24 protein-coding genes are annotated in these 24,467 nt (G+C 64.3%); 8 read left to right on the top strand and 16 right to left on the bottom strand.

From position 1 onward, the window contains the following. Positions 1-93: 93 nt before the first annotated feature. Positions 94-942 carry a VOC family protein gene (locus AC0L3A_RS20485; RefSeq protein WP_007593903.1) on the bottom strand — a complete coding sequence of 283 codons (849 nt, stop codon included), beginning with the start codon at positions 940-942 and terminating at the stop codon, positions 94-96. Positions 943-1,152: 210 nt separating this feature from the next. On the opposite strand from AC0L3A_RS20485, the gene AC0L3A_RS20480 reads away from it, so the two are divergent. Together AC0L3A_RS20480 and AC0L3A_RS20475 are read left to right on the top strand one after the other, a co-directional pair. Continuing rightward, positions 1,153-2,046 carry a sugar kinase gene (locus tag AC0L3A_RS20480; protein ID WP_007593904.1) on the top strand — a complete coding sequence of 298 codons (894 nt, stop codon included), beginning with the start codon at positions 1,153-1,155 and terminating at the stop codon, positions 2,044-2,046. Between the two features lie 32 nt (positions 2,047-2,078). After that, positions 2,079-2,987 carry a ribokinase gene (locus AC0L3A_RS20475; protein ID WP_007593905.1) on the top strand — a complete coding sequence of 303 codons (909 nt, stop codon included), beginning with the start codon at positions 2,079-2,081 and terminating at the stop codon, positions 2,985-2,987. 50 nt (positions 2,988-3,037) lie between these two features. Here the strand turns inward: AC0L3A_RS20475 and AC0L3A_RS20470 are convergent, their stop codons facing one another. After that, complete coding sequence (locus AC0L3A_RS20470) at positions 3,038-4,258, bottom strand: NAD(P)/FAD-dependent oxidoreductase (RefSeq protein WP_007593906.1); 1,221 nt, start codon at positions 4,256-4,258, stop codon at positions 3,038-3,040. 225 nt (positions 4,259-4,483) lie between these two features. On the opposite strand from AC0L3A_RS20470, the gene AC0L3A_RS20465 reads away from it, so the two are divergent. Further along, entirely contained in the window at positions 4,484-5,278 is a 795-nt protein-coding gene (locus AC0L3A_RS20465; RefSeq protein ID WP_007593907.1) for an enoyl-CoA hydratase/isomerase family protein, read from the top strand. Further along, entirely contained in the window at positions 5,275-5,880 is a 606-nt protein-coding gene (locus AC0L3A_RS20460; RefSeq protein ID WP_473255077.1) for a histidine phosphatase family protein, read from the top strand. Before AC0L3A_RS20465 ends, AC0L3A_RS20460 begins: the two co-directional genes overlap by 4 nt. On the opposite strand, the gene AC0L3A_RS20455 is transcribed toward AC0L3A_RS20460, so the two are convergent. The 4 genes from AC0L3A_RS20455 to AC0L3A_RS20440 all read right to left on the bottom strand — a co-directional run bounded on the left by AC0L3A_RS20455 (position 5,840) and on the right by AC0L3A_RS20440 (position 10,702). Beyond that, positions 5,840-7,180 (bottom strand): TRAP transporter large permease, encoded by a 1,341-nt coding sequence (locus tag AC0L3A_RS20455; protein ID WP_007593913.1) that lies wholly within the window; start codon positions 7,178-7,180, stop codon positions 5,840-5,842. The two genes, AC0L3A_RS20460 and AC0L3A_RS20455, sit on opposite strands and share 41 nt — an antisense overlap. Then, complete coding sequence (locus AC0L3A_RS20450; protein WP_007593915.1) at positions 7,177-7,758, bottom strand: TRAP transporter small permease; 582 nt, start codon at positions 7,756-7,758, stop codon at positions 7,177-7,179. Before AC0L3A_RS20450 ends, AC0L3A_RS20455 begins: the two co-directional genes overlap by 4 nt. A 168-nt stretch (positions 7,759-7,926) precedes the next feature. Next, positions 7,927-8,922: a TRAP transporter substrate-binding protein gene (locus AC0L3A_RS20445; protein WP_354127741.1), complete on the bottom strand. Its 996-nt coding sequence runs from the start codon at positions 8,920-8,922 to the stop codon at positions 7,927-7,929. A 61-nt stretch (positions 8,923-8,983) separates the two neighbouring features. Further along, positions 8,984-10,702 carry an IlvD/Edd family dehydratase gene (locus tag AC0L3A_RS20440; RefSeq protein ID WP_007593919.1) on the bottom strand — a complete coding sequence of 573 codons (1,719 nt, stop codon included), beginning with the start codon at positions 10,700-10,702 and terminating at the stop codon, positions 8,984-8,986. Positions 10,703-10,877: 175 nt separating this feature from the next. On the opposite strand from AC0L3A_RS20440, the gene AC0L3A_RS20435 reads away from it, so the two are divergent. After that, on the top strand, positions 10,878-11,561 hold the full coding sequence (locus AC0L3A_RS20435; protein WP_007593921.1) for a GntR family transcriptional regulator: 684 nt from the start codon (positions 10,878-10,880) through the stop codon (positions 11,559-11,561). 40 nt (positions 11,562-11,601) lie between these two features. Here the strand turns inward: AC0L3A_RS20435 and AC0L3A_RS20430 are convergent, their stop codons facing one another. Continuing rightward, positions 11,602-12,015, bottom strand: coding sequence for a hypothetical protein (locus tag AC0L3A_RS20430; protein ID WP_007593923.1), 414 nt, complete (start codon positions 12,013-12,015; stop codon positions 11,602-11,604). After that, entirely contained in the window at positions 12,012-12,317 is a 306-nt protein-coding gene (locus AC0L3A_RS20425) for a hypothetical protein (protein ID WP_157158573.1), read from the bottom strand. Before AC0L3A_RS20425 ends, AC0L3A_RS20430 begins: the two co-directional genes overlap by 4 nt. Between AC0L3A_RS20425 and AC0L3A_RS20420 the strand changes: the two genes are divergently transcribed. Beyond that, on the top strand, positions 12,316-13,587 hold the full coding sequence (locus AC0L3A_RS20420; RefSeq protein WP_007593925.1) for an MFS transporter: 1,272 nt from the start codon (positions 12,316-12,318) through the stop codon (positions 13,585-13,587). The two genes, AC0L3A_RS20425 and AC0L3A_RS20420, sit on opposite strands and share 2 nt — an antisense overlap. A 38-nt stretch (positions 13,588-13,625) precedes the next feature. On the opposite strand, the gene AC0L3A_RS20415 is transcribed toward AC0L3A_RS20420, so the two are convergent. Beyond that, complete coding sequence (locus AC0L3A_RS20415) at positions 13,626-14,450, bottom strand: NAD-dependent epimerase/dehydratase family protein (RefSeq protein ID WP_007593926.1); 825 nt, start codon at positions 14,448-14,450, stop codon at positions 13,626-13,628. An 89-nt stretch (positions 14,451-14,539) separates the two neighbouring features. On the opposite strand from AC0L3A_RS20415, the gene AC0L3A_RS20410 reads away from it, so the two are divergent. After that, entirely contained in the window at positions 14,540-15,517 is a 978-nt protein-coding gene (locus tag AC0L3A_RS20410) for an SMP-30/gluconolactonase/LRE family protein (RefSeq protein WP_354127747.1), read from the top strand. A gap of 154 nt (positions 15,518-15,671) precedes the next feature. On the opposite strand, the gene AC0L3A_RS20405 is transcribed toward AC0L3A_RS20410, so the two are convergent. Continuing rightward, on the bottom strand, positions 15,672-17,102 hold the full coding sequence (locus AC0L3A_RS20405; protein WP_007593931.1) for an aldehyde dehydrogenase family protein: 1,431 nt from the start codon (positions 17,100-17,102) through the stop codon (positions 15,672-15,674). A 204-nt stretch (positions 17,103-17,306) separates the two neighbouring features. Then, a complete protein-coding gene (locus AC0L3A_RS20400; RefSeq protein WP_007593933.1) occupies positions 17,307-19,670 on the bottom strand; it encodes a transketolase in 2,364 nt (787 codons plus the stop codon). 132 nt (positions 19,671-19,802) lie between these two features. Between AC0L3A_RS20400 and AC0L3A_RS20395 the strand changes: the two genes are divergently transcribed. Then, complete coding sequence (locus AC0L3A_RS20395) at positions 19,803-20,264, top strand: Lrp/AsnC family transcriptional regulator (RefSeq protein WP_007593935.1); 462 nt, start codon at positions 19,803-19,805, stop codon at positions 20,262-20,264. A gap of 4 nt (positions 20,265-20,268) precedes the next feature. Here the strand turns inward: AC0L3A_RS20395 and AC0L3A_RS20390 are convergent, their stop codons facing one another. The 5 genes from AC0L3A_RS20390 to AC0L3A_RS20370 all read right to left on the bottom strand — a co-directional run bounded on the left by AC0L3A_RS20390 (position 20,269) and on the right by AC0L3A_RS20370 (position 24,322). Next, entirely contained in the window at positions 20,269-20,664 is a 396-nt protein-coding gene (locus tag AC0L3A_RS20390) for an MDR/zinc-dependent alcohol dehydrogenase-like family protein (RefSeq protein WP_473255075.1), read from the bottom strand. Between the two features lie 23 nt (positions 20,665-20,687). Continuing rightward, positions 20,688-21,347: an alcohol dehydrogenase catalytic domain-containing protein gene (locus AC0L3A_RS20385; RefSeq protein ID WP_473255074.1), complete on the bottom strand. Its 660-nt coding sequence runs from the start codon at positions 21,345-21,347 to the stop codon at positions 20,688-20,690. A 59-nt stretch (positions 21,348-21,406) separates the two neighbouring features. Then, positions 21,407-22,348: a DMT family transporter gene (locus tag AC0L3A_RS20380; protein WP_007593939.1), complete on the bottom strand. Its 942-nt coding sequence runs from the start codon at positions 22,346-22,348 to the stop codon at positions 21,407-21,409. A gap of 186 nt (positions 22,349-22,534) precedes the next feature. Next, positions 22,535-23,374, bottom strand: a complete 840-nt coding sequence (locus AC0L3A_RS20375) for an aldo/keto reductase (protein ID WP_007593941.1) — start codon at positions 23,372-23,374, stop codon at positions 22,535-22,537. A 45-nt stretch (positions 23,375-23,419) separates the two neighbouring features. Beyond that, a complete protein-coding gene (locus tag AC0L3A_RS20370) occupies positions 23,420-24,322 on the bottom strand; it encodes an SMP-30/gluconolactonase/LRE family protein (RefSeq protein WP_035993133.1) in 903 nt (300 codons plus the stop codon). Positions 24,323-24,467: the final 145 nt, after the last annotated feature.

Genomic DNA, 24,467 nt, shown 5'->3' with positions numbered 1-24,467 from the left:
CGGCGACCTCTCATTGATATGGGCCCCGGCTCTGCAGCGCACCGCTGAAGAAGCGCTGCGCTGCGTCCGGGGCACGACCGAGCGTTAGGCCCCTCACTCCACCGGCTTCGACGAGCGCTCCAGCAGGACCGTCTGGATGCCGCAGGTGCCGGTCCGCACCGTCATCACCCGCGTGCCCGGCTTGCGGCCGTTGCGCACGTCGCTGACGTCGAGGCCGGCGGCAATCAGGCGGGCGCGCGTGGCGTCGATGTCGGTCACCCGCCAGCTCAGGCCCCAGAGGCGGTCATGCAGGGGATCGCCGCCCGCGACGGGGCGGCGCACCAGCTCGACCACGAGATCGCCGCAGCGGAAGAACATCAGCTGGCCCCAATCCTGGTGCGAGCGGTCGAGCGCCAGATCGAGCCCGAGCCGCGCGCCATAAAGCGCGGCGGCGCCATCGGAATCCTCGGTCGTGATCACGACGTGGTCGAGCGCATCGATCGGCCCGATATCGGTCGCCGGCGAAAGCGGACGCTCATCGGCCAGTTCGAGGAAGAACATGCGCACGCCGCGCGTGAGCTCCGTGGCGGCGCGCGTCCGCTTCCAGTGCAGGGCCGCGCCGCTCTCCGCGTCGCTGCTTTCGACCTCGGCAACCGGATCCGGCTTGAGCGCCACCCGCTCCAGCCGCCGGTGCATTTTGCTCATGTCCGCGACACGAAAGCACAGGCTGGCGAGCACGCCTTCCTGGTCGCCGAGCAACGCGCGCATGCGGTCGGCGGTCACGCTGAAGCCGTTCGGCGCCATCAATTCGATCGTCATGTTGGCGAGAGTGAACAGCACCCGATCTGCGCCCTCGCCCGAATTCTGCCAGGCCGGCGCGCGCCCGAGCAGCGTCTGATAGGCCGCCCTGGCCGCACCGATATCCCTGACCAGTGCGACGACGTGATCGAGGCCGGTGATCATGCTACCCCCTGTTGAACGGCCCGGAACCGTGGACCGAGAGACGGCGTTTGTCCGGGCTTGGCATTGTCCGGTGATGGTCGTATTCCGGCCGCATGCCGACCTCAAGCACTCCGGGCGGCGGTTTTGCGAATAATTTCAGCGGTCCCGCGGCGGAACCGGTGTTACAGTAAGCGCGCCGGCCGGGACCACAAAGCGCATCACGGACAAGCAATGCAGGCTCTCTTCATCGGACAGACCTATATCGACGTCGTCTTCATCACCGACCACATGCCGACCGGCGACGAGAAGCACGTGGCCTCCGACTACGCGGTTTCCTTCGGCGGCAATGCGGTGACCGCGGCGTTCTGCTGCGCCAAGCTCGGCATCGTGCCCGATCTGATCGCGACCGCGGCCAATGACTGGCTCGGCCGCATGTTCATGGACATGTGCGCGAAATACGCGATCTCGCTGCATGGGCGGAAGGTCAACCAGTCCTCGCTGTCCTTCATCATGCCAAAGGACGGCAAGCGCGCCATCGTCCGCTGCCGCGACGACGACCACATCCATCCGTTCCCGATGCTCAATCTCGGCGGCTGCCGCGCGCTGCATGTCGACGGCCATCAGCCCGATGCCGCGATCCACTACGCAAAAGTCTGCCGCGAGGCCGGCATTCTGACCTCGCTCGACGGTGGCGGCCTTCGCACCAACACGCATGAGCTATTGGAATTCATCGACGTCGCGATCGTCGCCGAGCGCCTGTGCGAGCAGATGGACCTGACGCCGGAGAAGATGCTGGACTATCTCAAGAGCCGCGGCTGCAAGATCGGCGGCATCACCATGGGCGAGAAGGGCCTGCTCTGGTACGACGAGACTGGAACGGTGCAGGTGATGCCGGCGATGCCGATTCCGCGCGAGCGCGTGATCGACACCAACGGCGCCGGCGACGTCTTTCACGGCGCCTATGTCTATTCTTATCTCGCCCATCCCGGCAAAAGCTGGCGCGAGCATTTCGATTTTGCCCGGGCAGCCTCGACCTTCAAGATCCAACGCCTTGGCAACGAAGCCGGCCTACCGACGCTTGTCGACATCGCCAAGGTCAGGCACGAGTTCGAGGTCAGGGTCTAGCGTTCGCCGAGGTCTCTCATCTGAGGTTTCTTATGGGGCGCGTCTTCGTCGCCGGCAGCATCAACATGGATGTGGTGGCGACGGCCGATCGCCATCCCCGGGTCGGCGAGACCGTCGCCGGCAAGCAGGTGTTGTATTTTCCGGGTGGCAAGGGCGCCAACCAGGCGGTGGCGGCGTCGCGGCTTGGCGCGCGGACCACGCTGATCGGCCGGCTCGGCAAGGATTCGTTCGGCGGTGAGCTGAGGACGTTCCTCGGCGCGCAAGGCATCGATCTCGGCGCGATCCGCGAGACGGCCGAAGCGCACACCGGCACCGCCATCATCACGGTGGCGGAGGCCGACAACACCATCGTCGTCATTCCCGGCAGCAATGCGCTCGTCGGCGTCGATGACGTCGCGGGCGTCCCGCTGGCAAAGGGCGATGTCGCGGTCAGTCAATTCGAGATCCCGCTGCCGACGATTGCCGCGTTCTTTCAACGGGCTCGCGACACCGGCGCCACGACGCTGCTCAATCCGGCCCCGGCACAAACCATGTCGAGCGAATTGCTCGCGCTGGTCGACATCCTCGTGCTGAACGAGACCGAGCTCGGCCTCCTCGCCGGCGTGGAGTTGTCCGACAGTGACGAGGCCGCGCGGATCCTCGACGTCGCGCGAAAACTTCAGGCGCGCGAGGACCAGACCATCTGCGTCACGCTCGGCAAGCGTGGCGTGCTCGCGCTCGCCGGGCGCGAGGAGATTTCGGTGTCCGGCCGCGTGGTGAAGGCGATCGACACCACAGGCGCAGGCGATTGTTTTGTGGGAGCACTCGCGGCGCAACTTGCCGACGGCGTCGACTTGCGCGCGGCACTCGCCTTCGCCAATGCCGCCGCCTCGATCTCCGTGCAGCGCATGGGCGCGGGGCCGTCGATGCCGACAGCCGCGGAAGTCGGCGCGGTGGTGTAGACCGCGCGCTTCCTTCACCTCGCCCCGCAAGCGGGGCGAGGGAGAAGAGCTCACGCCAGCGCGCCCTTCAGGTCAAAACTTTCGTCGGCGGCCTGCTCCGGCGTGATCGAGCGATCCAGGCCGAACAGGCGGCGGCCGAACATGTGGTCGCCGGCACGGTTGATCGATTCGATGCCGAGCAGACTGTCCCCCTTGTAGCAGAACGCCGAGAACGCCTTCCTGGCGGGATCGCCGCGCAGCACGACGCGGTCGTAGCCGGTGGTGAGGCCAGCGATCTGGAGCTTGTCATCGCCCTGGTCGCTCCAGAACCAGGGATGGCTGTCATAGGCCTTACGGTCGCCAGTCAGCCGCGCCGCGAGGCAGCGCGCCTGATCAGTGGCATTCTGCACCGATTCCAGCCGCTGCGATCCGCCGAAGCGCGGGCTGTTGAACAGCGCGCAATCGCCGATCGCCGAGATATCGGGATCGGCCGTCGCGAGATATTCGTCGACAATGATACCGGCCGCGACCGGCAGCCCCGCCTCCGCCGCAAGCTCGATGTTCGGCAGCACGCCGACGCCGACCACAACGAGATCCGCCGGCAAATGCCTTCCGTCACTCAAGGAGACGCCGGTGACCTTGCCGTCCTCCGCCTCGATGGACGTTGCCTGCACGCCGAGGTGAATGCGGATGCCGGCCTCGCGATGCCGCGCCTGAAAATACTCCGAGACCTCCGCCGTCACCGCGCGCGCCATTACGCGGGGCGCGAGCTCGAGCACGTCGACCTCTAGCCCCTTGATCCGCGCGGTGGCCGCGAATTCGAGGCCGATAAAGCCCGCGCCGATCACCACGATCCGCGTCTTCGACGGCATGATCTGCCGCAGCGCCTCGCTGTCGTCGAGGATGCGCAGATATTTCACGTCCGGAAGGTTGGCATTGGGCAGATCGAGCAGCCGGTTGCGGGCGCCGGTCGCCAGCACGAGGTGGCCGTAGGGCAGCGTTTCGCCCGAGGCGAGCAGCACCTTGCGCCCCGCGCGGTCGATCGACACGGCGCGGCCCGCGACCAGCTCGATGGTCTGGTCCTGGTAGAATTTCTCCGGCCGGAACATCAGGCTCTCCGGCCCGGCCACGCCCTTGATATAGGCCTTGGACAGCGGCGGCCGCTGATAGGGCAGATGCGCCTCGTCGTTGATCAGGCAGATAGCAGCGGAAAAGCCCGCCTGGCGCAGGGATGCCGCGACCTGGTAGCCGCCATGGCCGGCACCGACAATGATCACCGGGCCATCGGTCATTGGACAGCCCATTTCCGCAAGACACGAGCGTCACCCATGTCGTCTCCTCTCTCGCTGATTTTGGCTTGCTTGCCCAGGAGGAGCCGGCGCTCGTGTCCGTCCCTGACGAAGGCAGGCCCATTTGAACCTATCGTTCCGGCTTGCGCAAGGGCGGCTGGCGGGGATTGTCACCCCTCGCCTTCTGCGATTTAGTCGCACGAACGATCTCATGCCGGGGATTCCAAGATGCCAGCTCCCATCTCTCAGCCCGACGATCCCGCCTTGTTGCGGATCGATGGCCCGATCGCGACCATCACGCTCAACCGGCCCGCGTCGTTCAATTCGATCAATCTGGCGATTGCACAAAAACTCGAACAGCTTGCGGCTTACATCGAGGGCGAGGATGGCATCAAGGTTTTGGTGATTGAGGGCGAAGGCCGCGCCTTCTCGGCCGGCGGCGATCTGCAGACGATCGGTGCCGCGGCCGAGGCCAATACGGTGACGCCTGTCGTCGGCGAGCTATTGAAGCACTATCATGCCTTCATCGAGATCATCCGGCGCATGCCGAAGGTCTCGCTGTCGAGCGTGCACGGCTCGGCGGCCGGCGCCGGCATGGGCCTCGCCTTCGTCACCGATCTCTGCATCGCCGCGGAGGATGCCAAATTCACGCCGGCCTATGCCAAGATCGGCGTGTCGCCGGACGGCGGCTCCACGGTCGGCATCGTCAACACGGTCGGCTCCCGCCGCGCGCTCCAGATTTTCCTGGCCGAGGACAATTTCACCGCGCAGCAGGCCCATGAATGGGGCCTCGTTGCGAAGCTCGTTCCCGCCGCCGAGCTGAAGGCGGCAACGCGAACCCTCGCCGAGCGGCTCGCACAGAACCCGCCGACCGCGATCGCGGGCACCAAATCGCTAGTCTACCAGGCCGCCACGACGCCAGTGAAGCAGCAGCTCGACGCCGAGGAGCACAAGATCATCATGGCGATGAACACGGAGGAGTTTCGCGCCGCCGTGAAGAAATTCACGAGCAAGTCGAAGTGACACCCGCCCGCAGTTTCTACGGCCTTCGTCATGGCGCGACCGACTGGAATCGCAAAGGGCTGTTCCAGGGCCGGACCGACAATCCGCTGAACGAGGACGGTCTGCGGCAGGCGCACCAGGCAGCGAGCATGTTGCGCGGTGCCGGCATCAGTCGCATCATCGCAAGCCCGCTGCTGCGCGCGGCGCGAACGGCCGAGATCATCGCAGACGCGATCGCGGTGCCGCTCACGATCGACGCCGGCATCATCGAGCTCGATTTCGGCAGCTTCGAAGGCCTCCCCGTCGGCGACCTCATGATCAAGCACGGCGTCACATCAGCGACAGGCCTTGTCTCGATCCTGCCCGCCGATGGCGAGAGGTGGGAGGCCATGGCCGAGCGGTCGCTGGCTTGCGTCTCGGCATGGCTCGACCGTCATCCCGGCGACGATCTGCTGTTCGTTTGCCATGACGCGGTGATGCAGGGCGTGGCGAAGGAGCTTTGCGGCAATTACTTCAAGAACAGCCACGGGACGCCGTTCCGCTATCTGCACGAAGCCGGACAATGGCGCGTCGAGCAATTCGCTACCGCGGACAGATATAACCCGTCCCCGCCGGCGACTTGAAGCATCCGACCGATTCCGGCAGCACTTTCTGCGGCAGCCACAGCACCACACTCGGGAAGTAGATCGCAAACGCGATCGTCCCGAGGAACACCAGATAGATCGGCAACGCGGCGCGTAGCGCCTTTGCGAAACTGACGCCGACGAATTTCGAGGCCATCAGCAGCACCAGGCCATACGGCGGCGTGATCAGGCCGAAGGCGAGCGTGGCGATCAGCACCACGCCCATATGCACGGCGTTGATGTCGCCGGCCTCCGTCAGCGTGTTGACGAGCGGCATGAAGATGATGATGGTCGGCACCGGCTCGATGAAATCGCCGACGATCGTGAACAGCAGCACCATCAGCAGCATGATCAAATGCGGATCGTTGCCGGCGATCGAGGTGATGACTTCGGCGATGTAGCTTGCACCGCGCAAATAGGCGAGCATCCAGCCGAACGCATTGGCGGCGCCGATCGTGATCAGCGGCAGCGAGAAGATCAGGCCCGCAAGGCAGAAATCGTACGGAATCTTCCTGATATGGCCGCGGTTGAGCGCGGGGATCACGACCGCGACAATCCAGACCACCGCAACGACGCCGGCTTCCGTCGGCGTGAACCAGCCGGTCAGAATGCCGCCGAGCAGGATCACGGGAATCATCAGCGGTAGCGCCGCATCGCCGGCCGCGAACACCACCTGCCGCAGCGGCGCGCGCGGCTTGCGCAGGCCGGACGGGCCGAAGAAATAGCAATAGATCATCAACCCGAAGCCGATCATCAGGCCCGGCACGACGCCTGCCATGAACAGGCCGGCGATCGAGACGTTGCCGACGGCGCCATAGACCACGGCCGTGATGCTCGGCGGCACCAGCGCCGCAATCGTCGATGCGGATGCGATGATCGCGGCGATGAAGGCGGGCTCGTAGCCCTCGCGCTTCATCGGGCCGCCCAGCGCGCGGCTCATCACGGCGACGTCGGCGGTGGTCGAGCCCGACATTTCCGAGAAGAACATGCTGAAGACGACCACGACCTGGGACAGTCCGCCCCTGATATGCCCGACCAGTGACACAGAGAGGTTGGCTATCCGGACCACCACATTGGCCGAGCTCATGAGCTCGCCGACCAGCAGGAAGAAGGGGATCGCCAGTAGTGCCTCGGAATCGACGCCGTCGAAGATCTTCTGGATGATCGCGGCGAGCGAGACGTCCGACAGCAGCGCGCCGATGAAGACGCCGGCCATCAGCGAGAACGGCACGGGCACGCCGAGATAGCCGAAGGACAGGAAGCAGACCGTCATCAACGCCAGAACGATGGGTGCGCTCACGGCTGCGCCCTCATCTGCGCGTCGGTGATGACAGGCGCCCCGTCATCCTCTTCGGGCGGCTCGGGGTGGTCAAAGCCGTTGCGCACGCCGTTGACGAGCTGCTCGATGGTGAACAGGCCGATCAGCACGCCCGACAGCGGAATGATCGCGTAGAGCGAGGCGATCGGCGTGCCCGACGGCAGGCGAAAACTGCCGAAGCCGCGAAGATAGTTCTGATAGCCGTACACGATCAGGCAGAAGGCGACGCCAAGCACCACGATCCGGATGATGATCTCGACGATCAGACGCGGCGTGCCGTGCATCGCCTCGGAGATCGCGGTGAGATAGAGGTGGTCGTTGCGCCGCGTCGCAGCCGCTGTGCCGACGAAGATGGCGTAGATGAACAATGTCGAGGTCACTTCCTGGAGCCAGAGCCAGGGATGGCCGATGGTGCGGGTGACGATGTCGGCGGTCACCGACAGCGAGAAGCCGAAGCAGAGCACGCCGCAGAGGATCATCAGCGCGAGCTCGAGCCAGTCGAGCCCGCGCCATTTGAGGTGGCGTTGGCGTTGCACCAGCAGTTTTTCGGCGATGGGCATTGTTGCTCCCGGCTGCGGGTTTTCTGAACCTCTCCCGCTTGCGGGAGAGGTCGGCGCGAAGCGCCGGGTGAGGGCTCTCTCCTCATCGGGAGTCTCTCCGCGGAGACACCCTCTCCCCTACCCTCTCCCGCAGGCGAGAGAGGGAGCGCACCGTCTTTCGGCATCACGTCAATTGATCGAGCGGATCAAATCCTTGATCTTCTCGGCGTGCGGGCCGAGCTCCTTGGCGAGCTTGTCGAGATAGGGATCGGCGACCGCCGTGAAGCTCTTCTTGTCGACGTTGTCGACGATCTTCACGCCCATCTTCTTGAGCTTCTCCGCCGCGGTGCGTTCGAGGTCGAAGGCCTTCTGCGGCTCCTTGGAGCTGACCTCGTTCCCCGCCGCCTGCACCCAGCCCTTCTGCTCCGCCGACAGGCTCTGCCAGAGCTTGTCGGAGATGAACACCAGCGCGTTGTTGGCTTCGTGCTCGGTGATGTTCAGGACCGGCGCGACCTCGTAGTGCTTGTTGACGAGATAGACGTTGATGCTGTTTTCGGCGACGTCGACGACACCGGTCTGCAGGCTCGTGTAGACGCTGCCGAACGGCATGTGCACGGTCTGGGCGCCATAGGCCGGGAACATGGTGTCCTCGGTCGCGGTCGCCTGCACCCGGATCTTCAGGCCCTTGATGTCACCGACGTTATGGATCTCCTTCTTGGAGTACATGTGGCGCACGCCCTGCGAACCGGTCGCGATCACATGCAAACCCTGCGTGGTCTCGTCGATCATGGTCTTGAGCGCCGCGAACACTTTTGGATCGGCCAGGCCCTTGACCACGTGGTTCTCGTCGCGGAAGAGGAAGTGCAACGACATCACGCCCGCTTGCGGCGAGATCGTCGCGGTGTTCGCCGAGGAGATGATCGCAAATTCGACGTCGCCCGCTTTCACGAGCTGGAGCACCTGCGGCTCCTGCCCGAGCTGCGCGCCCGGATACTGGTCGATGATCATGGTGCCTTTGCTCAATTCCTTGAGCTTGTCGGCAAAGAGGTCGCCCGCGATCGAATAGCCGGTGTTGCGCGGCTGGTCATAGGCGAAGCGATAATGCTTCACCTCCTGTGCCGACGCGCTCGTTACGAAGAGAACAGCGGCCGTTGCCGCCAGCCCAAGCATGGATCGTGCAATCATCGTTTCCCCCTGTTTTATCGCTCGCCGCTTTAGCGGTCTAAGCGTTCGTTCGGGTGGTTGGTCACCCCTTATCCGTCTTCTTCCCAGTTCTCTGCATAAAATCGAAATCGCAGCCCTCGTCGGCCTGCATGATGGTCTCGTTGAACAGCCAGGCATAGCCGCGCCGCGCCTCGTCGGGAGCGGCTGCCGGCTTCAATAAGGCATGGCGCCGTTCCAGCTCGGCCGCATCGACCAGCAGCTCGATGCTGCGCTTGGCGACGTCGAGCCGAATCATGTCGCCGTTCTTCACCAGCGCCAGCGGCCCGCCGACGGCGGATTCCGGCGTGATGTGCAGCACGATGGTGCCGAACGCGGTGCCGCTCATACGCGCGTCGGAAATGCGCACCATGTCCTTGGTGCCGCCACGCGCGAGCTTCTTCGGGATCGGCAGATAGCCCGCCTCGGGCATGCCGGGCGCGCCCTTGGGCCCGGCATTGCGCAGCACCAGCACATCATCGGCGGTGACGTCGAGATCGGGATCGTCAACCCGCAGCGTCATATCCTCGACGGATTCGAACACCACGGCACGTCCGGTGTGCTGCAACAGTTTTGGGCTTGCAGCTGACTGCTTGATCACCGCGCCGCGCGGGGCGAGGTTACCGTGCAGGACGGCGAGGCCGCCTTCCTTCTTGATCGGATTGTCGCGCGCGCGGATCACGTCCTGGCCGGGTACGTGTTCCGCGTTGGCGGCGACATCGCGCAGGCTCTCGCCCGTGATGGTCTTCGCGTCGAGATCGACGAGGTCACCAAGCTGCGCCAGCAGTTTCGGCACGCCGCCGGCGTGATGGAAATGCTCCATGTAATGCTCGCCGGACGGCTTGAGATCGATCAGCACCGGCACCTCGCGGCCGATCTGGTCGAACACGCCGAGGTCGAGCCGGTGCGGCGAGCGATGTGCCATCGCGGTCAAATGAATCAGGCCGTTGGTCGAGCCGCCGATCGCCTGGAGCACGACTTGGGCATTCCTAAAAGATGCAGGCGTCAGCACCTCGCTCGGCTTCGGACCCTTGGTCTTGGCCATCTCGGCGGCCACCCTGCCGCTCGCTTCGGCGAGCCGAAAGCGCTCCGCATGCGGCGCGGGGATCGTCGCGCTCATCGGCAGCGACAGACCCATGGCCTCGATCATGCAGGCCATGGTGGAGGCCGTGCCCATCACCATGCAGGTGCCAACCGACGGCGCGAGACGGCCGTTGACCGCCTCGATCTCAATGTCATCCATTTCGCCGGCGCGATACTTGCCCCAGAGACGGCGGCAATCGGTGCAAGCGCCCAGCACCTCGCCCTTGTGATGACCAACCACCATGGGGCCAACGGGAATGACCACCGTCGGCAGATCGGCGCTGATTGCGGCCATCACCTGCGCCGGCAGTGTCTTGTCGCAGCCGCCGATGACGATCACCGAATCCATCGGCTGGGCGCGGATCATCTCCTCGGTGTCCATCGCCATCAGATTGCGCAGATACATCGAGGTCGGATGCGCAAAGCTCTCGGCGATCGAGATAGTCGGGAACACGAACGGCATCGCGCCCGACAGCATCACGCCGCGCTTGGCGGCCTCGATGATCTGCGGGACGTTGCCGTGGCAGGGATTGTAGTCGCTATAGGTGTTGGTGATGCCGACGATCGGGCGCTCCAGCGCGTCGTCGGAATAGCCCATGGCCTTGATGAACGCCTTGCGCAGGAACAGCGAGAAGCCGGCATCGCCATAGCTTGTCAGCCCTTTGCGCAACCCACTCGTCATCATACCGCTCCCATTACCGGGTCATTGTCGTACAGCCTGCCCCTTGATTGTCAATAAGACAGACGTCAAACCTGCTATTTTGGCCGTCGACGCCCCGGTGATGACCAGATTATTGACAATCCAAGCCTTCCCTGCTCCACAGGACGGACCGGCCGAGCGCCGGGAGGCCGAGGGCATGTCCGACACTCACACCGCAGATGCCACGATGGTCCGGCGCGACGATCCGGACGACATCGTCGCGCGGCTCGAGGAGGACATCATCTTCGGCCGCCTCGCGCCCGGCGCGCGTCTGACCGAGGACGCGCTGATGTCGGCTTACGGCACCTCGCGGCACTTCGTGCGCCAGGCGCTGGTGGATGCGCAGCGCCGCGGCATCGTCCGCCGCGAGAAGAATGTCGGCGCCACCGTGCGGTTCTACTCGGCCGAAGAGGTCCGGCAGATCTACGAGGTCCGGGAGATGCTGACCCGGCAGGCGGCGCTGATGATCCCCCTGCCCGCACCGCAAGGCCTGATCGACGAGCTCTCTGCATTGCAGCGGCAATATTGCGCGAAGGCAGAGGTGCGGGATCTGCGCGGCATCCATGAAGCCAATGACGCCTTCCACCTCGCGCTGTTCACGGCCTGCGGCAATCCATATCTGGTGCGCTCGCTGCAGGACTACATGAACCTGACGCTGCCGATGCGTGCCAAGAATCTCGCCGACCGAGACGGCCTCGCGCAATCACGGCGCCAGCACGAGCTGATGATCGAGCTGTTGAAAGGCCGCGACAGCTGGGCGCTGGCCCAGCTCTGCGTCGATCATATGCAGTTCAGCAAGAAGGATTATCTGGCGCGGATTGCGGGTGAGGCCGAGCGCTAGCGCGTGCGCCCGTTAGGCCATGGCAAGCCAAGTCGCAGGTTCAGTACCGTCTTAGCAGGCCGCGCTCCACGCTGGTATCACCATAGTCGGCGCAGGCCGCTTTCGGGTCGTTGATCAACTGCGCTCGGATGCGCCTGAACGTTTTGGCGGCCGCGTCGGACACCTCGATGCGGAATTTACCGGCATCGTAGTTTTCGCCGTCGCGGGCCTTGATGGCTGCCGCATAGGCGTCGATCATCGCCATCGCGGCATCCGTGCTGCCGAGAAGTCGGGCGCCGAGCTGGACACTGCCGGCACCATTGACCTCGTAGCCGACGCATCGTTGTTCGAGCACCGCGGACGCGGTGACGAGCTGGTCGAGAAACGTCGCCTCGGCGTCGCTGAGCATCGCGGCTCGCGCCGGGGCCGACATGATCAGCGCGAGCAGTACGACGGCTGGCAATTTGATTTTCATTGTTCTGACTCTCGCCGCCGCAATCGAACCGTGATCGCGGCACCGGCTGCCGAAATGCGATCGCGCAGATCGAGAACCAAATGCCGAAGGCAAGGTTGACCTGGATCAATGGGCAGGGCGGCCAAGCCAAAGCTCGGCCCCCGCATGCGCTCGTCCTCAATGAACCGGGGCACCGCGTCGTGATGGACATCAAAACCTTTTGTCAACCCATCGAAATAGCGCGCCGTCGGAAATAGATAGGACCGGCGTCCAGCCGCGAATCGCACGTTCTTCCCCGTATTCCCTCCCGAATGAAATGCCATGACCGAACAAACCCTGACCGAGCCGATCGTCGAGTCGCAGGAGCGATCCCGCGGTTTTACGTGCTACCAGACGATCCTCGTTGCGCTGCTGGCGCTGGTCCAGTTCACGATCATCATCGATTTCATGATCATGTCGCCGCTCGGCGCCATCATGATGCCGGCGCTCGATATTTCGGCCGCTCAGTTCGGCGTGGCGGTCTCGGCCTATGCGTTCAGCGCGGGAATTTCCGGCATCCTGGCGGCCGGCTTCGCCGACCGGTTCGACCGCAAACGGCTGCTGTTGTTCTTCTACGCCGGCTTCACCCTCGGCACGGCGCTGTGCGCGATCGCGCCCAACTATCATCTGTTGCTGCTGGGGCGGATCGTGACCGGCCTGTTCGGCGGCGTGATCGGCTCGGTCGTGCTCGCCATCGTCACCGATCTGTTCACGCTGCAATTGCGCGGCCGCGTCATGGGTTTCGTGCAAACCGCCTTCGCTGCAAGCCAGGTGCTGGGCATCCCAGCCGGCCTTTTCCTCGCCAACCAGTGGAACTGGCACGTCGCGTTCGGCGCGCTGGTCGGCCTGTCGGTGATCGGGATGATCGCCGTGATGCTCCTGATGAAGCCGGTGAACGGCCATCTCGGGCTGAAGCAGGATCGAAACCCGTTCCGGCATCTGATCGCAACGGTCTCTCAGCCGCGTTATTGGATGGCGTTCTCGGTGACGACCCTGCTGGCGACCGGCGGCTACATGCTGATGCCGTTCGGCAGCGCCTACACCGTGCACAATCTCGGCATCGACATCGTGCATCTGCCGACGATCTATCTCGTCTCCGGCCTGTTCAGCATTGTCATCGGCCCGCTGGTGGGACGCGCGAGCGATGCCTTCGGCAAATACCCGACCTTCGTCTTCGGCAGCGCGATGTCCATCGTCATGGTGCTGATCTACACCCATCTCGGCGAGGTGAGCCTGACGGTCGCGATCCTGGTCAACGTCCTGATGTTCGTCGGCATCTTCTCCCGCATGATTCCGTCGCAGGCGCTGATTTCCGCAATCCCCGAGCCGGCGCAACGCGGCTCCTTCAGCGCGGTCGGCGCGTCGCTGCAGCAGCTCTCCGGCGGGCTCGGCTCCGTGCTCGCCGCCGCGCTGATCGCGCAGGATCCCGACGGTACGCTCCGGCACTTCGACCGGCTGGGATACGTCGTCGTGACGACGGCCGTGATTTCCCTGATCCTGATGTACTTTGTGCAGCGGCCCATCGCGGCCCAGGCCGGCAAACGCGTTGTCTAGGGCGTCGTTTCCGACGCCCTGGATTTGCGAATGCGCTCCTACCGCTTATTCCAATCGATGATGCGACTTGTGTCGCCGTCGAACTCGTTGCTGCAGAACGCGCCGCCCTGATAGTGATCGCCGACCGGATCTGGCTTCAGCTTGGCCTGCTCGGCCATCGCATGTGCCACGTGGTCCTCGGAGCGCCCCGTCGGACGGTAGCCGAACTCGTAGGCGCGGTGGTTGTCCCACCAGGCGCGCTCGTTCAGGGACACGCCGTAGAAGATCTCGAAATGAATGTCGGGATGCTCGAGCCCGATCTGGCAGAGCTGCACCAGATCTTCCGGCTTCAGCCAGATCGAGATCCGGCGAAGGTCCAGGGGCACGTCGCCGAAATTGCCAATGCGAAGGCAAGTCACCTTCAAGCCGTGCTTGTCGGCATAGAGCGCCCCGACCGCTTCGCCGAACACCTTGCTGACGCCATAGCGGCCGTCGGGGCGCGGGGTCACGTCGGTGCCGATCTTGTGGTGGCGCGGATAGAATCCGACGGCATGGTTCGAGGAGGCAAACACCACGCGCTTGACGCCCTTGCGATATGCAGCCTCGAACAGATTGTAGCCGCCGATGATGTTGGCCTGGAGGATGTCGTTCCAGGGACCTTCGACCGAATAGCCGCCGAAATGGATGATGCCGTCGACGCCCTCGCAGATCGCCTCGCACTGCGCCAGGTCAGAGAGATCCGCCGCCTTGAATTCCTCGTTCGCGCCGAGGTCCTTCGGCGGGCGGATATCAGAGAGCAGCAGGTCCGGATAGATCGGCGGCAGCAGTTTCCGCAGACGCGTTCCGATCCCGCCCGAAGCTCCCGTCATCAAGATACGCGGCATGTCTTTCCTCGCCTTTGGCAACCAATTTGCGGTCACATGTCTCTAATGATAGCAGGATTGTCCAGAGGGAACGAAACGAGAGAACCGACATGAATGAGGCATCGTCCCATCCCCAGGAGCGGCCAGGCTGGCGGCCGGCGAGCTACTATCCCGATCCGGCGATAAAGGCACTCGATCCCCGCTTCGAAAAATACTGGCTAAAACTCTCGGCGGTGGAGCGGCTGACGACCGGCCTGCGCTGGGCCGAGGGTCCGGTGTGGTTCGGCGATGGTCGCTATCTCCTGTGCAGCGACATTCCGAACCAGCGCATCGTCAAATGGGAAGAGGAGACCGGCGCGGTCTCGGTGTTCCGCAAGCCCTCCAATTTCGCCAACGGCAACACCAGGGATCGCCAGGGTCGGCTCGTCACCTGCGAGCATGGTGGGCGCCGCGTGACCCGCACCGAATATGACGGCGAGATCACCGTGCTGATGGATCAATTCAACGGCAAGCGGTTAAACTCACCGAACGATGTCATTGTTAAATCGGACGGCTCGATCTGGTTCACCGATCCAACCTTCGGCCTGCTAGGCAATTACGAGGGCTACAAGGCCGAGCCGGACATTGATCCGAATGTCTACCGGCTCGATCCCACAACCGGTAATGCGACCATCGTCGCCGAAGGCGTGCTGGGTCCGAACGGGCTGTGCTTCTCGCCGGACGAGAAAATTCTTTATGTGGTGGAATCGCGCGGCGTGCCGAACCGCAAGATCCTCGCCTATGACGTCTCGGCGGATGGCACCACGATCTCGAACAAGCGCGTCTTCATCGACGCAGGCCCGGGCACGCCGGACGGCATGCGCTGCGACATCGACGGCAATCTCTGGTGCGGCTGGGGCATGGGCGATCCCGAGCTCGACGGCGTCGTGGTGTTCGCCCCCGACGGCGTCATGATCGGCCGCATCGCACTGCCCGAACGTTGCGCCAACCTCTGCTTCGGCGGCGTCAGGCGCAACCGCCTGTTCATGGCGGCGAGCCAGTCGATCTACGCGTTGTATGTGAACACGCAAGGAGCGGTCGGGGGATAGTTTCGCCGCCGTCGTTGCGAGTCCGTAGCCCGGATGGAGCGAAGCGCAATCCGGGACAGTCCCCGCATTCCGCTTCGCTCCATGCGGGCTACGAAAAAATAAAAACGCCGGAGCGGTGGCCGCTCCGGCGTTTTGTTGGTTCAGGCGATAAAGCCTACGCCGCGTTGAAGCCCGCAACTGCCTTCACTTCTAGGAAGTCCTCGAGGCCGTACTTGCCCCACTCGCGGCCGTTGCCGGACTGCTTGTAGCCGCCGAACGGTGCGCTGCGATCGTTGGGCACGCCCTGCAGATTGACGTTGCCGGCGCGGATCTGCCGGCCGACGCGCTTGGCGTCCTCGACGGAAGCACCCGTGACGTAGCCGGCAAGCCCATAGGGCGTGTCGTTGGCGATGTGCACGGCCTCGGCTTCGTCCTTGGCGCCGATGATGGTGAGCACCGGTCCGAAGATCTCTTCACGCGCAATCGTCATGTCGGGGGTGACGTCGGCAAAGATGGTGGGACGGACATAGAAGCCCTTGTTGACGCCTTCGGGCAGGCCGGGGCCGCCGGCGACGAGCGTTGCGCCCTCATCGATGCCCTTCTTGATCAGGCCCTGGATCTTGTCCCACTGGCCGCGGTTGACCACCGGACCAATGGTGGTGCCTTCGGCGCGCGGATCGCCCGCCTTGGTCTTGTCGGCGACCGCCTTCGCGATCGCGGCGACTTCCTTCATCTTCGAGGCCGGCACGATCATGCGCGAGGGCGCGTTGCAGGACTGGCCGGAGTTGTTGAACATGTGCATCACGCCGCCGGTCACCGCCTTCGTGAGGTCGGCGCCTTCGAGAATGACGTTCGGCGACTTGCCGCCGAGTTCCTGGCTGACGCGCTTCACGGTCGGTGCGGCGCGCTTGGCCACGTCGATGCCGGCGCGGGTCGAGCCGGTGAAGGAGATCATGTCGATATCGGGATGCTCGCTCATGGCGGCGCCGACCTCGGGGCCGAGACCGTTGACGAGATTGAATACGCCCTTCGGCACGCCGGCTTCATGCAGGATTTGCGCGAAGATCAGCGCCGAGGTCGGGGTGAACTCCGACGGCTTCAGGATCATGGTGCAGCCGGCGGCAAGCGCGGGCGCGACCTTGCAGGCGATCTGGTTGAGCGGCCAGTTCCAGGGCGTGATCATGCCGACCACGCCGACCGGCTCGCGCAGCACCATGGCGGTGCCGACCGGTTCCTCGAAATGATAGTTCTTGAGCACGTCGAGCGTGGTCATGAGGTGGCCGAGACCAGCGCCGGCCTGCAGCTTCTCCGCCATCGGCAGCGGCGCACCCATTTCGTCGGAGACGGCAGCACCGATCTCCTTGAGGCGGCCCTTGTAGATCTCGATGACCTTGGTGAGCAGCGCGACGCGCTCGTCACGGCTGGTCTGGGAGAACGTCACGAACGCGCGCTTGGCGGCGGCAACGGCTTTATCAACGTCGGCCTTGGAGCCCAGCGCAACCTCGTACATCGCCTCTTCCGTCGCCGGATTGACCACGGCGGTGGACTTCTTGACGGCGGGATCGACCCAGGCGCCGTCGATGTAGAACTGCATGCGATTGACCATAGTGAACCTCTTCTTGGGGGCTTGGGGGCGTTTCGGCAGGCATCCTTGCACGAAAGCGCCGGCAATTGAACCCGCCATATGCGGGGCCAGCATTGCGGCGGACGGAGGTTATATGAGCCGATGGCGGAGGGGTGGCAAGGTCTCGCCTCACTCACGATGTCATCCCGGCCTAGTGCCCATTGCGCGCTAGGCCGGGATGACGAACTACACAGCCATCTTCCGATGCAACACCGGCGCGCCGGTGGTGAGGCTTTCGGCCGCATCGATGATGGCGTTGGCGTCGATGCCGTAGTGGCGGTAGAGGTCGGCGATGGTGCCGGTCTGGCCGAACTGCTCGACGCCGAGTGCCTCGACGCGATGGCCGCGGACGCTGCCGAGCCAGCCGAGCGCCGCCGGATGTCCGTCGATCACGGTCACGATGCCGCAGTCGCGCGGCAGCGGCGCGAGCAGTTTTTCGATGTGGCTGAGATGCTGCACGCCGCGCCGATCCCGGCGCAATTTCCGTGCGGCGGTCCACCCCGCATGCAGACGATCTGCGGACGTGATCGCGAGCAGGCCGATGTCGCGCCGGCTCTCGCCGATGAAGCCGGTCGCTTCGATCGCTTCCGGCGCAACTGCGCCGGTATAGGCGATGACGGCTTCGGCATTGGGGCCCGGCTTGCGCAGCCAATAGGCGCCGTCGGTGATGCCCTGCGCGAGCTCCGGCGTCATGATCCGCTGCGCCTGCTCGATCGAGCGCGTCGAGAGCCGCAAATAGACCGAGCCGCCCTCGCCCGGATCGCGCTGCATGTGGTTGAAACCCCACCCCATGATCACGGCGAGCTCGTCGACGAAGGCAGGCTCGAACGAGGCGAGGCCGTCCTGCGCCATGCCGATCAAAGGCGTTGCGATCGACTGGTGCGCGCCGCCTTCGGGTGCCAGCGTGATGCCCGACGGCGTTGCCGCCACCATGAAGCGGGCATCCTGGTAGCATGCATAGTTCAGCGCATCGAGACCGCGCTCGATGAAGGGATCGTAGAGCGTGCCGACCGGCAGCAACCGCTCGCCGTTGATCTGGTGCGACAGGCCGAGCGCCGAGAGCATGATGAACAGGTTCATCTCGGCGATGCCGAGTTCGAGATGCTGGCCCTTGGGCGAGAAGTCCCAGTTGAAGGTGGATGGAATTTTCTCGCTGCGGAATAAGTCCGCCTTCTCGCCGCGCGCAAACAGGCCGCGCCGGTTCACCCACGGACCGAGATTGGTCGAGACGGTGACGTCAGGCGACGTCGTCACGATGCGCCTGGCAAGCTCGCTGTCGCCGCGCGCGATCTCGTTCAGCACCAGCCCAAAACCTTGCTGGGTCGACATCTGCGGCGCCGGCTTGAAGGCGAGCTGCGACGGCACCTCGATCACAGGCGCGGTGAGCCGGCGGCCGTCCTGGTTGAACGGCACGCCCGCGAGGAAGGCGTCGAGCTCGGCAGGACTTTGCGCGAGACCCTCGTATCTGTCCCATTCGTGTCCGGGCCGGATGTTCTGGCTGTCGCGATATTTCTCCATCTGCGCGACTGTCATCAGGCCGGCGTGGTTGTCCTTGTGGCCCTGGAACGGCAGGCCGACGCCCTTGATGGTGTAGGCGATAAAGCAGACCGGGCGATCGTGATCGATGGATTCGAACGCATCCAGCATGCTCGCCATATCATGGCCGCCGAGGTTCGACATCAGCGCCAGCAATTCGTCGTCGCTGCGCTTGTCGATCAGTTTGGTGATGGGGCCCTGATCGCCGATCTCATCGTGAAGATGTTTGCGGAACGCCGCGCCGCCCTGAAAACACAAGGCGGCGTAGAGCGCGTTCGGGCAATTGTCGATCCAGCGCTTCAACGCCTCGCCGCCAGCTTCGGCAAAGGCCTCGCGCATCAGGCGGCCGTATTTCACGATCACCACGTCCCAGCCGAAATTGCGGAATACGGTCTCGAACTTTTCCCAGAGGCCTTCGCGGACGACGGCGTCCAGCGACTGCCTGTTGTAGTCGACCACCCACCAGGTGTTGCGCAGGCCGTGCTTCCAGCCTTCCGCCAGCGCCTCGAAGATGTTGCCCTCGTCCATCTCGGCGTCGCCGACCAGCGCAATCATCCGCCCTTCGCGGCGATCCTTCATCCAGCCATGTGCCTTGACGTAGTCCTGCACCAGCGAGGCGAACAGCGTCTGCGCGACGCCGAGGCCGACCGAGCCCGTGGAGAAATCGACGTCGTCGACGTCCTTGGTGCGCGAGGGATAGGACTGCGCGCCCTTGAAGCCACGAAAATTCTCCAGCTTCTCGCGGCTCTGCCGGCCGAACAGATACTGGATGGCGTGGAACACCGGGCTCGCATGCGGCTTCACCGCGACGCGATCTTCGGGCTTCAGCACGTGGAAATACAGCGCCGACATGATGGTTGCGAGCGAGGCCGACGAGGCCTGATGTCCCCCAACCTTGAGGCCGTCCGCGTTCGCGCGGACGTGGTTGGCGTGATGGATGGTCCATGACGACAGCCACAGCGCCTTGCGGGCGAGCGCGGTCAATGTGTCGAGGCGGGCGGTATCAACGGGCATGGCAATGCTCCCGGAAAACAGGTGCCGATGATACCCCTGCCGGAAGCGCCAAACTTCTCAATTTTTCGCGCAGTACCAGCCCATATTGGGATATCTTACCAATCGATCGGTAAAAACGACAGGTTCATCCCAATGCCCGCCCTCGACGCCATCGACCGAAAAATCCTCAGCTACCTCCAGAACGACAGCCGGCTGACCATGCAGGAGCTGGCCGATAAGGTCGGGCTGTCGGTGTCGCCCTGCCATCGCCGGGTCAAACTGCTCGAGGAACGCGGCGTCATCTCGCGCTACATCGCGACCGTCGACCAGAAGGCGCTGGGGCTGCATGTCAGCGTCTTCATCTCGATCAAGCTGGCGCGGCAGAAGGAGGAGGACCTCAACCGCTTCGCGCGCGCGATCTCGAAATGGGACGAGGTGCTGGAATGCTACCTGATGACCGGCAACCGCGACTATCTTTTGCGCGTCGTCGCAGCCGACCTCGCCTCCTACGAGACCTTCCTCAAGACCAAGCTGACCCGGCTCGACGGCATCGCCTCGATCGAGTCGAGCTTCGCGCTCAGCCAGGTGAAATATTCGATCGCGCTACCGGTGTGAGGCATCATCGCCACGGCTGCACGATGATCTTGGTGTGCGCTTCAGGATTGGCGAGATCGGCGAAAGCCTTTGCGACGCCATCGATGCCGATCTCGGCCGTCACCATCGCAGCCGCATCCACCTTCCCTTCCGCGATCAGGCGCAGCGAAGCTGCGAATTCGTCCGGCGTGTAGCCGAGCACGTACTGAACGTTGAGCTCCTTCATGATGCCGAGCATGGGCTCGCTCCTGTCGGTCTCCATGCAGACGCCGACCACGACGATCCTGGCATCGCGCGGCGCGCCTTCGAACACCTGCTGCAACAGACCAGGCACGCCGACGCATTCGAAGATGATCGCGGGCTTCAGCGCGGGCAGCATCGCCTGGAACGGCGGGCGCGCCGCCTTTTCCGCGTCCGACATTTGCGCATGCTCGGCCCAGATCGCTAGGGCTGCGACACCCTTGGATCCACGACGATATCGGCGCCGAGTTTTGCCGCAAGCGCGCGCCGCGCCGGCGAATAGTCGGCCGCGACGATCGGATGCAGGCCCTTGAGCTTCAGCGCCGCAATCACCGCGAGCCCAACCGGGCCGCAGCCGATCACGAGCGGCACTTCGCCGCCTCGGATATTGGCCTTGGCAACGGCGTGAACACCGACCGCGAGCGGTTCGGTGAGCGCGGCATGCTCCGGCGCGAGACCGTTGGGTACCTCGAGCAGCAGCGCTTCGCTCAGTAGCATCGCCTCGGCATAGCCGCCAATATTTTCGTTGGAATAGCCGATGCCCTCGATGCCCTGCGGCGTCACGAGGGCCGGCAGCGAGCACACGCGCGTGCCCGGCTTGAGCTTGCGCACAGTGCCCGGGCCGAAATCGACGATCTCGCAGCAGAACTCATGGCCGAACACGACGTCGCGGGCGAGGTCCATCGGCTTGCGGCCGCTCTTTCGCGCCATCTCCACCATGCGATGGGCGTGCTGGCGCGCGTGCAGGTCAGAGCCGCAGATGCCGCAGGCGAGCGTCTTGACCAGCACCTGGCCGGGGCCGGGCTTTGGCTCCGCCATCCGATCGACGACAATCTCACCGTTCCTGAAAATCGCAGCGCGCATTCGGCTCCTCCCGGCTTGTTGGAGCCATTGATAGCACGAAGCGGACGCGTGAACTTGCGTCAGGGGTTCGGGGAACGCTCTTCCATGATCAGGAGCTGGGCGCGACGGATGCGCTCCCGATGGGCGATGTAGAGGCCGCTGGCGACGATGAAGGCTGCACCGGTGACGGTCCAGACATCAGGCACTTCGCCGAACAGGAAGAAGCCGAGAATGCTGACCCAGAGCAACTGAGTGTAGGAGAACGGCGCCAGCACCGAGGCATCGCCGTAGCGATAGGCCAGGACGATGATCCACTGGCCGACGGTGGAGGCGACGCCGATCACGATGCCAAGCCCGATCGCGGTCCAGGTCGGCGTGACCCAGACGAATGGTACCATCAGGGAGAGGATCGCAACGCCCGTCAGCGCCGAATAGGCCATGGTGGTGAGGACGGCTTCGCGCCCGCTCATCATGCGCGTCAGGATCAGCGCCGCAGCCCAGCAGAACGCCGAGACGATCGGGAAGAACGCGGCGGCGTGAAACGCGCTGGAGCCCGGGCGCAGGATGATCATCACGCCCGTCAAGCCGATCGCGGTGGCGATCCAGCGGCGCATGCCCACCTTCTCGCTCAGGAACACGATCGAGAGCGCGGTGACGAACAGTGGCGAGACGAACCCGGTCGCGGACGCTTCCGCGATCGGCAGGAAGCTCAGGCCGGTGATGAAGAACAGCGAAGAGCCGAGCAATGCCGCGCCGCGCATCAGCTGCAGGCCGAGGCGCTCGGTGCGCATGGCATGAAGCGGCGAGCCCGGCAGCATTACCGGCGTGAACATCAGCGCGAACGTTACGAAGCGGATCCAGGTGATCTCGATCGACGGCAGGCTCGACGACAGATATTTCGCGGTGACATCGGAGCAGCCGAGAAAGATCGTCGACAGCAGCACCAGCGCGATGCCCTTGAAGGGATGATCGACGCGCGCCGGCGCGCGGCGCGCCTGCGGCTTCTTTTCCGGCATGAGCATGGGAATACTGTCGAGCCTTGCGGCTGCGGCGGGCGGCGGGGTCACGGCTGGAACCTAGGAGATGCGAATCGGGAATGATCGTAAAAAACGATAATTGCGCCGCTTTCACAACTTCCGAAAACAGGATGCCGATATGCGCTCACGTCCGCGCGCGTCAAGACTCCATTAACAATGGGCGTTTGTGCACTACAGCATGGGCAGGCCGCGCGGCTTCGGACCGCGCGGAAACGCCGCATCGAGCGCCGCGATCTCGTCTTTCGTCAGCACGAGATCGCCGGCCGCGGCATTTTCGCCGGCGTGTTCCGCGGACGACGCCTTCGGGATGGCGAACACCGTAGTCGCACGGGTGAGGAAGCTCAGCGCGATCTGGCGCGGCGTTGCGCGACGCGCCTCCGCGATGCGCGCCAGCACTACACCGCCCTTGCTGTTGCTCGCAGGGAAATCGTCGTGGCCGAACGGCGAGTAGGCGACCACGGCGACACCATGCTGTTCGCACCACGGGATCACCGCGTGCTCGATCGCGCGTTCCCTCAGATGATAGAGCACCTGATTGCAGGCGATGCGGCCTTCGCCGGCAGCGTCGAGCATCTCGTCGAGATCATCGGCATCGAAATTGGAGACACCCCAGGATTTGATCTTGCCGGCCTTCACCAGTTCCTCGAACGCGGCCACAGTGTCCTCCAGCGGATACGAGCCGCGCCAATGCAGCAGATAGCAGTCGAGCCGATCCGTCTTCAGCCGCTTCAGCGAGCGCTCACAGGCGGTGATGGTTCCGCGGCGCGAGGCGTTGCTCGGCAGCACCTTTGACACGAGGAACACCTCGTCGCGTCGCCCCGCGATCGCATCGGCAATGACGAGCTCGGCGTCGCCATACATCTCGGCAGTGTCGATGTGGGTCATGCCGAGATCGAGCCCGCGCTGAAGCGCCGCGATCGCGCGCTTGCGATCGCCGTGGTCGAGATACCAGGTGCCCTGCCCGATGACAGAGACGCTGGCGCCGGTTTTGCCGAAGGGGTTCGTGTTCATATTTGCTCCGATACCACTCGTTCGCTCAGGCAACCGCCATCGAGCTCAAGAGTTCAATCCGCCGATGTCAGCGACCAGTACGCTACCGGTCGCAGATTCCGTGATGTAGAGCTGATCTTTGTTCGCGCCACCAATCGCGACATTGGTGCAGTTCGGCCCGGCACACGACTTCACCCGCGCGATCAATTCGCCGTTGGGCGCGAACACGAAGACATGGCCGAGCGATGCGTGGCCGACGAACAGACGGCCCTTGGCATCCATGGTCAAGCCATCGGGGCCGCTGGTACCGAACAGCGAACAGAAGCGGCCGACCTTCGACACGCTGCCGTCCTTCATGAAAGGCAACCGCCACACCGCGTTGTCGCGCGTCATCGCGACGAACAGCACGGTCTCGGTTGGATCGAGCACCAGACCGTTCGGACTGATGCCGGTGTCGATCAGGCAATCCAGGCGGCCGCCTGGCGTCAGGCGATAGACACGGCCGCTGGGGTCATGCAGGCCGGTCTGCCCCTGGTCGGTGAAATAGATATCGCCGTTGGACGCGAGATGCAGGTCGTTGCAGCCGCGGAAGGATTCCGAATTGCGCGAGGTCAGCACCGGCGCCACGTGCCCCGCGTTGGCGTCGAACTCCATGATGCCGTGCCTGTAGTCGGCGACCAGGATGCGGCCGTCGGCCGCGATTTTCAGCCCGTTCGGCCAGCCTTCATATTCAATCGCCAACGACCACTCGCCGTCGGGCGCAATGCGGAAGATCCGGCCGAACGGAATGTCGACGATGTAGAGATTGCCATCCCTGTCGAACGACGGCCCTTCGATGAAGGAGTCCGTCGGCACGCCCGGCCGGTTGGCATCGGCCCAATCCGTCCGCTCGCCTTTGCGGCGGAATTTGTCTGGCATGGCGGAAAAGAGCCTGGTCTCGATCAGGCGCGGCGGCGTTTCCAGGTACATCATTGTTGTTGTTGTCGTTGTTGATGGGGGAGAGCGCGGCAACATAGGGCACAATGGGGCGTGCGTCGATTGGGCTGAGGCGTAGCGCCGCGCCCCCGCTGTCATTCCCCGCGACCCGGCTACGCCAAGGCTTCGCCGGGGTCGA

This window comes from Bradyrhizobium sp. MI1.3 (assembly GCF_055811695.1).
Note: the sequence above shows the minus strand (reverse complement) of the source record. Positions and strands in the feature narration are given on the sequence as shown.

Excerpts from the sequence above, each read along its gene's own strand:
- AC0L3A_RS20425 (WP_157158573.1), bottom strand. The coding sequence starts at position 12,317 with ATGGCATTTCATTCGGGAGGGAATACGGGGAAGAACGTGCGATTCGCG.
- AC0L3A_RS20375 (WP_007593941.1), bottom strand. The coding sequence starts at position 23,374 with ATGAACACGAACCCCTTCGGCAAAACCGGCGCCAGCGTCTCTGTCATC.
- AC0L3A_RS20380 (WP_007593939.1), bottom strand. The coding sequence starts at position 22,348 with ATGCTCATGCCGGAAAAGAAGCCGCAGGCGCGCCGCGCGCCGGCGCGC.
- AC0L3A_RS20385 (WP_473255074.1), bottom strand. The coding sequence starts at position 21,347 with ATGCGCGCTGCGATTTTCAGGAACGGTGAGATTGTCGTCGATCGGATG.
- AC0L3A_RS20480 (WP_007593904.1), top strand. The coding sequence starts at position 1,153 with ATGCAGGCTCTCTTCATCGGACAGACCTATATCGACGTCGTCTTCATC.
- AC0L3A_RS20470 (WP_007593906.1), bottom strand. The coding sequence starts at position 4,258 with ATGACCGATGGCCCGGTGATCATTGTCGGTGCCGGCCATGGCGGCTAC.
- AC0L3A_RS20430 (WP_007593923.1), bottom strand. The coding sequence starts at position 12,015 with ATGAAAATCAAATTGCCAGCCGTCGTACTGCTCGCGCTGATCATGTCG.
- AC0L3A_RS20450 (WP_007593915.1), bottom strand. The coding sequence starts at position 7,758 with ATGCCCATCGCCGAAAAACTGCTGGTGCAACGCCAACGCCACCTCAAA.
- AC0L3A_RS20445 (WP_354127741.1), bottom strand. The coding sequence starts at position 8,922 with ATGATTGCACGATCCATGCTTGGGCTGGCGGCAACGGCCGCTGTTCTC.
- AC0L3A_RS20395 (WP_007593935.1), top strand. The coding sequence starts at position 19,803 with ATGCCCGCCCTCGACGCCATCGACCGAAAAATCCTCAGCTACCTCCAG.
- AC0L3A_RS20390 (WP_473255075.1), bottom strand. The coding sequence starts at position 20,664 with ATGTCGGACGCGGAAAAGGCGGCGCGCCCGCCGTTCCAGGCGATGCTG.
- AC0L3A_RS20485 (WP_007593903.1), bottom strand. The coding sequence starts at position 942 with ATGATCACCGGCCTCGATCACGTCGTCGCACTGGTCAGGGATATCGGT.
- AC0L3A_RS20420 (WP_007593925.1), top strand. The coding sequence starts at position 12,316 with ATGACCGAACAAACCCTGACCGAGCCGATCGTCGAGTCGCAGGAGCGA.
- AC0L3A_RS20435 (WP_007593921.1), top strand. The coding sequence starts at position 10,878 with ATGTCCGACACTCACACCGCAGATGCCACGATGGTCCGGCGCGACGAT.
- AC0L3A_RS20405 (WP_007593931.1), bottom strand. The coding sequence starts at position 17,102 with ATGGTCAATCGCATGCAGTTCTACATCGACGGCGCCTGGGTCGATCCC.
- AC0L3A_RS20440 (WP_007593919.1), bottom strand. The coding sequence starts at position 10,702 with ATGACGAGTGGGTTGCGCAAAGGGCTGACAAGCTATGGCGATGCCGGC.
- AC0L3A_RS20410 (WP_354127747.1), top strand. The coding sequence starts at position 14,540 with ATGAATGAGGCATCGTCCCATCCCCAGGAGCGGCCAGGCTGGCGGCCG.
- AC0L3A_RS20465 (WP_007593907.1), top strand. The coding sequence starts at position 4,484 with ATGCCAGCTCCCATCTCTCAGCCCGACGATCCCGCCTTGTTGCGGATC.
- AC0L3A_RS20415 (WP_007593926.1), bottom strand. The coding sequence starts at position 14,450 with ATGCCGCGTATCTTGATGACGGGAGCTTCGGGCGGGATCGGAACGCGT.
- AC0L3A_RS20370 (WP_035993133.1), bottom strand. The coding sequence starts at position 24,322 with ATGTACCTGGAAACGCCGCCGCGCCTGATCGAGACCAGGCTCTTTTCC.
- AC0L3A_RS20400 (WP_007593933.1), bottom strand. The coding sequence starts at position 19,670 with ATGCCCGTTGATACCGCCCGCCTCGACACATTGACCGCGCTCGCCCGC.
- AC0L3A_RS20475 (WP_007593905.1), top strand. The coding sequence starts at position 2,079 with ATGGGGCGCGTCTTCGTCGCCGGCAGCATCAACATGGATGTGGTGGCG.